This window comes from Lonsdalea iberica (assembly GCF_002111585.1).
In the GTDB taxonomy this organism is placed as follows: Bacteria; Pseudomonadota; Gammaproteobacteria; order Enterobacterales; family Enterobacteriaceae; genus Lonsdalea; species Lonsdalea iberica.
This window is the reverse complement of record NZ_LUTP01000035.1, coordinates 20,903-31,506: the sequence shown is the minus strand read 5'-3', so window position 1 is coordinate 31,506 and position 10,604 is coordinate 20,903. Positions and strand designations below refer to the sequence as shown.

Annotated in this window: 8 protein-coding genes and 1 pseudogene; 2 read left to right on the top strand and 7 right to left on the bottom strand. The window is 57.3% G+C overall.

What is annotated here, in order from left to right:
- Positions 1-751 precede the first annotated feature (751 nt).
- The 3 genes from AU511_RS12875 to glpE form a co-directional block, all read right to left on the bottom strand.
- Positions 752-1,510 (bottom strand): DeoR/GlpR family transcriptional regulator, encoded by a 759-nt coding sequence (locus tag AU511_RS12875; RefSeq protein WP_094102242.1) that lies wholly within the window; start codon positions 1,508-1,510, stop codon positions 752-754.
- 2 nt (positions 1,511-1,512) lie between these two features.
- Entirely contained in the window at positions 1,513-2,349 is an 837-nt protein-coding gene (gene glpG, locus AU511_RS12870) for a rhomboid family intramembrane serine protease GlpG (protein WP_094109925.1), read from the bottom strand.
- An 89-nt stretch (positions 2,350-2,438) separates the two neighbouring features.
- Positions 2,439-2,759 (bottom strand): thiosulfate sulfurtransferase GlpE, encoded by a 321-nt coding sequence (gene glpE / locus AU511_RS12865; protein WP_094102243.1) that lies wholly within the window; start codon positions 2,757-2,759, stop codon positions 2,439-2,441.
- A 228-nt stretch (positions 2,760-2,987) separates the two neighbouring features.
- Here glpE and glpD point away from each other — a divergent pair.
- Positions 2,988-4,555: pseudogene (glpD, locus tag AU511_RS12860) on the top strand (glycerol-3-phosphate dehydrogenase).
- Between the two features lie 100 nt (positions 4,556-4,655).
- Here glpD and asd read toward each other — a convergent pair.
- Positions 4,656-5,759: an aspartate-semialdehyde dehydrogenase gene (asd, locus tag AU511_RS12855; protein ID WP_094109924.1), complete on the bottom strand. Its 1,104-nt coding sequence runs from the start codon at positions 5,757-5,759 to the stop codon at positions 4,656-4,658.
- Positions 5,760-5,961: 202 nt separating this feature from the next.
- Between asd and AU511_RS12850 the strand changes: the two genes are divergently transcribed.
- On the top strand, positions 5,962-6,555 hold the full coding sequence (locus AU511_RS12850; RefSeq protein ID WP_094109923.1) for a YhgN family NAAT transporter: 594 nt from the start codon (positions 5,962-5,964) through the stop codon (positions 6,553-6,555).
- Between the two features lie 40 nt (positions 6,556-6,595).
- On the opposite strand, the gene gntT is transcribed toward AU511_RS12850, so the two are convergent.
- The 3 genes from gntT to AU511_RS12835 form a co-directional block, all read right to left on the bottom strand.
- The gene (gntT, locus tag AU511_RS12845; protein ID WP_094101786.1) at positions 6,596-7,912 is read right to left on the bottom strand and encodes a gluconate transporter; all 1,317 of its coding nucleotides are present in this window, start codon (positions 7,910-7,912) and stop codon (positions 6,596-6,598) included.
- A 418-nt stretch (positions 7,913-8,330) separates the two neighbouring features.
- The gene (gntR, locus tag AU511_RS12840) at positions 8,331-9,326 is read right to left on the bottom strand and encodes a gluconate operon transcriptional repressor GntR (protein ID WP_094101788.1); all 996 of its coding nucleotides are present in this window, start codon (positions 9,324-9,326) and stop codon (positions 8,331-8,333) included.
- A 243-nt stretch (positions 9,327-9,569) separates the two neighbouring features.
- Positions 9,570-10,265, bottom strand: a complete 696-nt coding sequence (locus AU511_RS12835) for a pirin family protein (RefSeq protein ID WP_094101785.1) — start codon at positions 10,263-10,265, stop codon at positions 9,570-9,572.
- Between the last annotated feature and the right edge of the window lie 339 nt (positions 10,266-10,604).

Here is a 10,604-nt window from a genome sequence, read left to right as displayed (position 1 = left end):
CAGTTTCGCTTGTGTCGACCTGTCGATTCTTTGATGGCGACCGGTGTCGTCAACGTAGGTCTCGGCGATGGAGATTCGCCGGGGTATCGTTTTATTAGCCTCTAACGCCATGTTTATTGCTTCCTTTACAACGCATCTGCCCCATGCGTTTTGATCATCATGAGTTCGATCGGCCTGAACATCCCCATAAAGAGCGCGCGATTCACCTGGCGGCAGCACAGTCGCGCATCCCGTTACGGTACAGCGAGTTCACTCGTCTGTGTATGACGGTATAACAGAGCGGGATGTCAATAGCTCTCCGGGAAAATACCCGCTTAGCCAGCGATTTCCGGGGGCAAGCCATGCGCTTCACCCTCGTCAGGCGCGCAGCGATCATACTCCTTCAGTCCACGGCTGAGAGCAGTTCAGTGGGCGATACCGTCGCTTCGCCATGCTGTCGGACCGCCGCAAAGCGAGCTAAACCTCGAAAGCCACGACGGAGTCTGTCGAGCCAATATCCGGATGGTCGTCGGCGAGAGTGACTGATGTAGACATGTCCTGCATCACGTCACCGGCGGTAAATGGCAGCCTAATCGAACGCCTGCATCCAAGCAGGGTATATCGGAACTATATCTAGCCGATGATCATCGTGCAATTGCCGCTGATAGGCACAGAAGATCAACGCGTTATATCTTCGCCAGCGGGAAACGCCGACGTTCCCGCATCCGGCCATTGCGGCGATAAAACAGAGGAACAGCAGAGACTCTTTACCTCAGCACAGCGACAGCTGCACCTTGGATTTTTCGATAATTTTCAGCACGCCTGCGGGCGGCAGCCGGTCGGTGAACAAATAATCGATTAAATCCATATTGCCGAGATTGACCATCGCGTTACGGCCAAATTTGGAGTGGTCGGTGACCAGCATCACGCAGCGTGAATTGTCGATGATTGCACGCTTGGTGCGGACCTCGTGGTAGTCGAACTCCAGCAGGGAGCCGTCCATATCGATGCCGCTGATCCCGAGAATGCCGTAGTCGAGGCGGAATTGAGAAATGAAGTCCAGCGTCGCCTCCCCAATGATGCCGCCATCGCGGCTACGCACCTCGCCGCCGGCCAGAATCAGGCGGAAATCGTCTTTGCTTTTTAACAGGGTCGCCACGTTGAGATTGTTCGTGACCACTCGTAACCCCTTATGGTTCATCAGCGCGTGCGCGACCGCTTCCGGTGTGGTGCCGATATCGATAAACAGCGTAGCGCCGTCCGGGATTTGACTGGCGACCTGTCGGGCGATGCGGGCTTTTTCATCCGACCACATCGTTTTGCGATCCTGATAGGCGGCGTTGACGGAGCTGGAAGGGAGTGCGGCGCCGCCGTGATGACGGTGGATCTGATTCCGCTCGGACAGGTCGTTAAGATCGCGACGGATGGTTTGCGGGCTGACGGAAAAATGCGCTACCAGCGCTTCGGTGCTGACGTACCCCTGCTGACGCACCAGTTCGATAATGGCCTCATGCCGCTGCGTTTGCTTCATGATTATCCCCTCTTCGCCGGTACGCGACGCCCGGTATCCCACCACGCCATCAGCAGTCCCACAACCAACCCGGCAATGAGGGCGCCGTTGGCGATGGACATGCCGAAGATATCGAAATAGCCCGCGACCAGCCACAGAACGGAGAACACCATCAGTCCTCGCTGTAGATGCAACGGCCCGTCAGGCTGCCGCTCTCCCCGCAGCCAGACATAGCCCATCAGGGCATAGACGACGCCGGAAAGACCGCCGAAATAGACGCCGCTGAACCACGACTGCACCCAGCCGCTGAGCGCCGCGGACAGCAGCAGGATCACGGATAGTTTGCGGGTTCCGAGCGTTTTTTCTACCGGCCCGCCGAGATACCACCACCACATCAGGTTGAACAGGATATGCAGCAGCGAGAAATGCAGCAGGATATGGCTAAACCAGCGCCACAGCTGCATCCCCTGCCCACTCTCCGGGTAGGATAGCAACAGCATCATCCGTTCAACGCCGTAGAACTGCATCAGGAGATAAACGGCGATGGTGACGACCAGTACTGCCAATGTCAGCGGCCCCGCGCGCTGACGAAGCTCGCCGACAAAGGAGAAGGCGGGATAGCGCAATCCCGTGCGTGTGGTGCCGCTTTGCCAACTGGCCGCCTGGTATCGCGCGTGCCAGGGCTCTGCCATGAAACGATCCAGCTCCTTATCTACCCGCGCCAGCTCGCTATCATCCTGTAGCCACAGCTCGTACTCACCGTCGTTGACGCGTATCGCCAGCCGAATGTGCTGAGTGCGCATGTAATCCACGAACGCCTGAGCTTGGCGCGGGTTGGGTAAGGCGATAATCCGGATCATGGTGGTTATGCTTCTCGCTGTATCGTTCAATGAGCTTGATTCTAAAACATTTAGCGCGGGAAAATCAGCGCCATCCCTAACGAATCCTGTCAGCCCGCCGATGTGTCCTGCGGGAAGCGGCGTTGCCAAGCCTCAAAACCGCCGTCTACGCTGTACACGGAGGAAAATCCGAGGCTAAGTAAGTATTGAGCGGCGTTGCGACTGCTGATGCCGTGATAGCACAACACCATCACCGGCTGCGCGAAATCCGCCGCGTCGACAAAGCCGTTCAGCGAATCGTTGGTCAGATGGACCGCGCCCGGCACGTGCGCGACGGCGAAACTTTGCGGGTCCCGAATATCGACCAGTACCTCACCGGACTGCCAACGCTGATGAGCCTGTTCTACATCAATTGCCTCAAACTGCTCCATGATTCTCCGCCCCTGTTGTTATCAAATTGTGTCGATTGTATCGCACTCCCTCCGCCAGCCCCCACAAAAGCCGGGAGGAAGAGCACATTTCTCTCGCTATGGCCCCATTAATGTTAACCAAGTCACGTATAAATGTATTTATTTGGTTAATCCTTGGCGTGAATGTTTGTTTGCGATTATCATCGTGAGCGAAAACGAACATTTATACGGAATACGGCGGAGGGGAATGTGGAAACCAAAGACCTGATCGTGATCGGCGGGGGAATTAACGGCGCGGGTATAGCTGCGGATGCAGCGGGCCGAGGTCTGTCAGTGCTGTTGTTGGAAGCGCAGGATCTGGCTTGCGCCACCTCTTCCGCCAGCTCCAAGCTGATTCATGGCGGCCTGCGCTATCTGGAACACTACGAGTTCCGGCTGGTTGGCGAGGCCTTATCGGAACGCGAAGTCCTGTTGAAAATGGCGCCGCATATCATATCGCCATTGCGCTTTCGTCTGCCCCATGAACCACATCTGCGTCCGGCATGGATGATCCGCGCAGGGCTGTTTATGTACGATCATCTGGGCAAACGCGTCAGCCTCCCGGCCAGCCGCGGTCTGCGTTTTGGACCCGAGTCGGCCCTGAAACCGGAGATGACGCGCGGTTTCGAATATTCCGATTGCTGGGTCGACGACGCCCGCTTAGTGGTGTTGAATGCGCAAGAGGTTGAGCACCACGGCGGCAAGGTACATACCCGCACCAAAGTCACGCGCGCGCGCCGTGTCGACGGTCTGTGGCTCGTCGAGGCGGAAGATGCGCTGACCGGCGAAACGCACAGCTGGCAGGCTAAAGGACTGGTGAACGCGGCGGGGCCGTGGGTGCGAAGTTTCTTCGACGAAGGGCTGTCTCTGCCATCGCCCTATGGCATCCGCCTGATCAAAGGCAGCCATATCGTGGTGCCGAAAGTTCATAACGAGCCGCAGGCCTATATTCTGCAAAATCAGGATCATCGCATCGTCTTCGTGATTCCCTGGATGGATGAATTCTCCATCATCGGCACCACCGACATGGAGTACCACGGCGATCCGCGCCATGTCAGCATCAATGACGACGAAGTCGACTATCTGCTGGACATCTACAACCGCTATTTCAAGAAACCGCTGACCCGCGATGACATCCTCTGGAGCTACTCCGGGGTCAGGCCGCTTTGCGACGACGAGTCCGATTCGCCCCAGGCTATCACCCGCGATTACACGCTGGCTATCGACGACGATCACGGTCGCGCCCCGCTGCTCTCCGTCTTCGGCGGCAAGCTCACCACCTACCGTAAGCTGGCGGAACATGCGCTGGACAAGCTGGCGAAGTTCTACCCGCAGGCCGGCAAAGCCTGGACGCAGCAGGCGATACTGCCGGGCGGCGACATTCAGGCTCCCGCGACGAATACGCATCCCGCCTACGTCAGCATTACAACCTGCCGGAGTCTTTAGCCCGACGCTACAGCCGCACTTACGGCAGCCAGACCGAACGGCTGTTGGGCGATGCGCACAGCGTCGGCGAACTGGGCGAACACTTCGGGCATATGCTCTACGAGGCCGAACTGCGCTATCTGGTCGAACAGGAGTGGGTCGTTTCTCTGGAGGATGCGCTGTGGCGCAGAACCAAGCTCGGCATGTGGCTGGACGAAAATCAGCAGCAGCGCGTCAGCGCCTGGCTGGAGCATTACCGGCACCAGCGGTCGCAGCAGCGCGCGGAAGAGGCGATTCCGTCACGGCGGGGCCCTGAGCCATTAGTCCCCTGCCGACAGCCGAGACGCCAGTGAGAACACGCGTGTAGGAAAGAAAAACGGCAGGAAGCAGCGCGAAAATAACAGGAAAGGTCATCGCCCCACCGCGCAAGACTACGCAGTGGGGCGATATTATTTAGAGCAGGATACGCAGCATGCGACGCAGCGGCTCCGCCGCGCCCCACAGCAGCTGATCGCCGACGGTAAAGGCGGACAGATATTCCGGCCCCATGTTCAGCTTACGTAGACGGCCAACCGGCGTAGACAGCGTACCGGTCACGGCGGCGGGCGTCAGTTCACGCATGCTAAGCTCACGATCGTTCGGCACCACTTTCACCCAATCATTGTGGCTGGCCAGCAGTTGTTCGATTTCCGGCACCGACACATCTTTCTTCAGTTTGATGGTGAACGCCTGGCTATGGCAGCGCAACGCGCCGACGCGTACGCACAGACCGTCAACGGGGATCGCCTCGCGGGTCGCCAGAATCTTGTTGGTTTCCGCCTGACCTTTCCACTCTTCGCGGCTCTGGCCGTTATCCAGCTGTTTGTCGATCCACGGGATCAGACTGCCCGCCAGCGGAACGCCGAAATTGTCGGTCGGCAGCGTGCCGCTGCGGGTCAGCGCCGTCACTTTACGTTCAATATCCAGAATGGCGGAGGCCGGACTCTGCAGCTCTTTCGCCACTTCCGCATTCAGCATCCCCATCTGCACCAGCAGTTCGCGCATGTGGCGAGCGCCGCCGCCGGACGCCGCCTGATAAGTCGATACGGACACCCAATCCACCAGATCGTGAGCAAACAGGCCGCCCAGCGACATCAGCATCAGGCTGACCGTGCAGTTGCCGCCGACAAACGTTTTGATACCGTCGTTCAGGCCCTGTTGGATGACCGCATGGTTGACCGGGTCCAGGATAATAATGGCGTCGCCGCTCATGCGCAGCGTGGACGCGGCATCAATCCAGTACCCCTGCCAGCCACTTTCACGCAGCTTTGCATAGACTTCGTTGGTATAATCGCCGCCCTGACAGGTGATGATAATATCCAGCGCCCGCAGCGCCTCCAGGTCGTAGGCATCCTGCAATACGCCCTGCTGCCCGCCGAACGTTGGAGCCGGCTGGCCGTGCTGGGAAGTGGAAAAGAAGATCGGGCGGATGGCATCGAAATCGCGTTCTTCTACCATGCGTTGCATGAGTACCGAACCGACCATTCCGCGCCAGCCAATAAAACCAACATTTTTCATGTTTGCTGTCCTGCTTGGGGGTGACAAAAAGAAGTCTGGCTGCCGTTTCTGGCAGAAACATTGTTCAAAGTGATGGCCTTCAACCTTACAAAATGTACGTAAAGTCGCAAGTTAATTTATTCAATCTCGTCGGCTTTTTCAGCAGCGCAGCTAATAACCGCGCGTCAATTCGCGCCTCGTGACGACAGGAGTCAACCGCCCTATGACCGAAATGATCTCAGCCACCGTTCTACTACTGCTCATCATGGATCCGCTGGGAAACATGCCGATTTTTATGTCGGTACTGAAACCCCTGCCCGCCAAACGTCGTCGCGTCGTGTTGATTCGGGAAATGGTGATTGCGCTGGGCGTGATGCTGATTTTTCTGTTCGCGGGGGAGAAAATTCTGGCGGTGTTGAACCTGCGTACTGAGACCGTGTCGATCTCCGGCGGCATTATCCTGTTCCTGATTGCCATTCGCATGATATTCCCATCGCCGAAAACGGAGTCCAACGGACTGCCGGAAAACGATGAACCCTTTCTGGTGCCGCTGGCAATCCCTCTGGTCGCCGGTCCGTCGATATTGGCGGCGTTGATGCTGCTGTCCCACCAATATCCGCAGAAGCTGGCTCATCTGACGCTGGCGCTGTTTATCGCCTGGGGCATCTCTTTCATGATCCTGCTGATGTCTAACCTGTTCCTGAGACTGCTGGGAGACAGAGGGGTCAGCGCGTTGGAAAAACTGATGGGGCTGGTGCTGGTGATGCTCTCCACGCAGATGTTCCTCGACGGTATCCGCGCTTACCTCCAGCTGTGATCCGGTGTTCTGCCGGGGCCAGCCCGGCAGAGGACCTACGTCAGACCACCAGGCTCATCAGCAGACAGCCGAGCAACCCGCAGACCGCGATGATCGTTTCCAACGCCGACCAGGATTTCAGCGTCTCGCCGATAGTCAGATTGAAATACTCTTTGAATAGCCAAAAACCGGGATCGTTGACGTGAGAGAAAATCACGCTGCCGGACCCTACGGCTATCACCATCAGTTCTGGACTGACGCCGGTCGTGGCGATCAGCGGCGCGGCGATGCCGCCCGCCGTCATGGCGGCCACTGTCGCCGAGCCGAGCGCAATGCGCAGCGTCGCGGCAATCAACCAGGCCAGGAACAGTGGCGAAAGGCTGCTGCCCTCCATCATGTGGGCGATGTATTTATCCACCCCGCTGTCGACCAGCACCTGCTTGAAAGCGCCGCCGCCGCCCAGAATCAATAGCATCATGGCGATGATTTTGATGGAGTCGGAGACGGTCGCCATCACTTCATCCATCGTGCGTCCGCGGTTGAGGCCGAAGGTGAAGATTGCGATCAGCACCGAGATCATCGTCGCCATCACCGGATCGCCGAAGAACTCCGCGTAAGGCAGCAGCGCGTGCCCGTGCGGCAACACCATTTCAGCAACGGCCCTCACCGCCATCAACATTACCGGCACCAGCGCCGTACCGACGCTGACGCCGAAACTCGGCATTTCCTCTTCGGAAAATTGCTTAGGGTTGTACAGCCCTTCGGGTACCGGCTTATCGATTTTTTTCAGGAAACGTGCGAATACCGGACCGGCCAGTATGGCGGTGGGGATCCCGAGCAGCGTACCGTACAGCAGCGTTTTGCCCATATCGGCATGAAAAATGGCGGCGATAGCCGTCGGAGCCGGATGCGGCGGTAAAAATCCGTGAGTGACGGATAGCGCTGCGGCCATCGGCACGCCGGCATACAGCAAAGGAATACGCGCGGAGGCGACAATGCTGAAGATGAGCGGCAGCAACAGAACAAAACCGACCTCATAGAACAAAGCGAAGCCGACGGTAAAACCGGTCAGCATGATAGCCCACTGGATATTTTTGTGGCCGAACCAGTCAATCAGCGTGGTGGCGATCCGCTGCGCGCCCCCGCAGTCCGCCAGCATTTTTCCCAGCATCGCGCCGAAACCCATGACCAGCGCCAGACTGCCCAACGTCCCGCCGACCCCGTTTTTGATGGACGCGATAACTTTATCGACCGGCATGCCCTGCAAGATCCCGACGGCCAGGGCCACCAACACCAGCGCGATAAATCCATTCAACTTACATCGAATCATTAACAACAGCAGTATGGCGACACCGACAGCAACGATGACTAATGGCATAACCTTTCTCCGGCAAAGCCTCATCGCTCCCGGAAACCACCGGAGAACGAAGGCGAAGGTGATCCTGCTACGGCCCATCAATGGCCGAGTACGGCAGCAGCGATGAAAACATGAGAAGCGATGGGTGACGCACCATCAGGGAAACGGGCGATACCCGTAATGTTACCGGTATCATGATACCGGTAACATGTTAAGAACTGGAACTAGCCTGTAGCACTTAATTTACAGTTTGGGATAAAGATCAAATATTGCCAGGAGAGAGGGGCGCTTTTGGCGATGATGAAATTTTCAACAAAAGCGAGTCAGAAGCCAACGCAGCCGTCGTCAAATGAGCCTGTAGGGAACGAGCCGATGTGACATGAGGAGGGAGACATTGCTTACTGGCGCCCGCTGAGATAAGGCGCCGCGAGTGATTGACTTACAAACTGTCGCCGGGCAGCAGCGCGAAACCTTCGTCGTGCAGGGCCGACGTCACCGGCTCTCCGTTTAGACGCGCCAGCAGCATTTTGGCGCCTACTTCGCCGATGCGCTCTCGCGGGGTCAGGACGCTCGTCAAACGGGGAACCATCGCCTGGCCGATGTTGTGACCGTGGAAGCCGACAACCCCCATCTGCCGGGGAATGCTGAGTCCCTGGCGCTGGCACTCAAAAATCGCGCCAATCGCCAGGTCGTCGTTGGTGCAGAACACACTGTCGATGTCCGGGCACTCCCTCTGCGCCCGCCGCAGCAGTTCGCCGCCTAACGTATATGACGAGGCGCTTTCGCTCATCACGCTGTGTGCGTTCAAACCAGCCTCCTGCATCGCCAGTTCATAGCCCTGCCGTTTCATGAGGGTACGTTCATCCAGTCGAGCGCCCAGATACACCACATGTCGACGTCCCCGCCCAATGATGTGCCGCGTCATCTGTCGTGAGGCCTCGACGTTGTCAAAACCCACCGCCATATCCAGGCAGGGGGAAACAGAATCCATCAGTTCCACGACAGGGATCCCGGAAACGTGAATCATTTGCCGGGTGCGAGCCGTATGGGTGCGTTCCGCCAGTATCAAGCCGTCGATGTTGTAAGACAGCAGCGACATCAAGCGCTGCTCTTCCTTTTCAGGATGATAGCCATAGTGCGCCAGCATGGTTTGATAACCTTGAGCCTCCGTCACCCGTTCAATGCCGCGCAGCACTTCGGCAAAGACCTGATTCGTCAGCGAAGGTAGCAGGACGCCGATGGCTCGGCTGGTAGCGTTGGCCAGAATGTGAGGCGTGCGATTGGGAATGTATCCCAGTTCATCCACCACGGCGGCGATTTTCTTTTGCAACGCGGCAGACACTTGGGAAGGATTGCGCAGATAGCGGCTAACCGTCATTTTTGTGACGCCGACGCGATCGGCGACATCCTGAAGAGCCGGTCTTTTCTTCTTAATCATCCGTGGCTACCCAACTCGGGAAAAGTAGTCGGAGTCTAGCAAAAAACCGGGGGGCGAGTATCGATTCGATGCCGGATGACGGCGACTTTAGTCACGTCCAGGAGCAGCTTCGCACTATCACGCGGAACAAGATGGCGCGCCAAAAAGGCTCGGCTCCTGGGAAAGTGCCGAACTCCCGGCTTGGCCCGGTGCGTGGCAGGGCGTTCGGCGCATCACGCCGTGATGCGCTTCACCGCGCCCTTACACCGGCGGCAAATCAAACAGCAGGATTTCACTGTCTTCATCCGCGCTGATCGAGAGCGTGCTTTCGTCCCACAACGCCAACGCATCGCTGGTGCTCGCCGACTGTCCGTTCACCGAGACCGTGCCGCGCACGACCTGGATCCAGACACGGCGGCCGGTTTCGATGTCATGCACCGCCTGTTCCTGCGCCTTCAACGCCCAGCGCCACAGCGACATGTCCTGAAAGACCTTGAGAGAACCATCGCGCCCTTCCGGCGACAATACCCGCTGTTTGCCCTGCTTGTCGTCAAAGCGACGCTGCTCATAGCGCGGCGTCAGGCCTTTACGGTCTGGAATAATCCAGATCTGATACAGATGCAGCAACGCATCCGGGCTGGCGTTGTATTCCGAATGGCGAACACCCGTGCCCGCGCTCATGATCTGGAACTCTCCGGCCGGGATCCGCTCGTGATTCCCCATGCTGTCCTGATGTTCAATGGTGCCGGACAACACATAGGTCAGAATTTCCATATCCCGGTGCGGGTGCATGCCGAAGCCCTGCCCGCCTTCGATACGATCTTCATTGATCACCCGCAGGGCGGAAAATCCCATGAAGTCGGGATCGTGGTAATCGGCAAATGAAAATGTATGCCAGCTGTCGAGCCAACCGTGGTTGGCATGTCCGCGCTGCTGCGCCTGACGTAAATAGATCATTGTGGCTTCCTCCGTCGTTTTGAACAGTCTAGCGACAGCGCGTCGGGAAGATAGCGTAAAAAACTCACCGTACCCTTCAAAAAAATAGCGGTATATTTGGAAACCAGTTTCTTAAAATCATACAGACAAAAAAAAGCCAGCACCCGAGCTGGCTAAATAAATACTGGAAGCAATGTGAGCAATGTCGTGCTTTCACAGCAAAACCTCGCTGAATCATCGAGATCGAGACAGAGAGACTTTCCCGGAACGCATGGCAATAATAATCATTATCATTCGCACCTGTAAAGCGTTTTTTTTGGCCTTGTCACTCTGCTTACACTTCTCACATCTCGACCTATT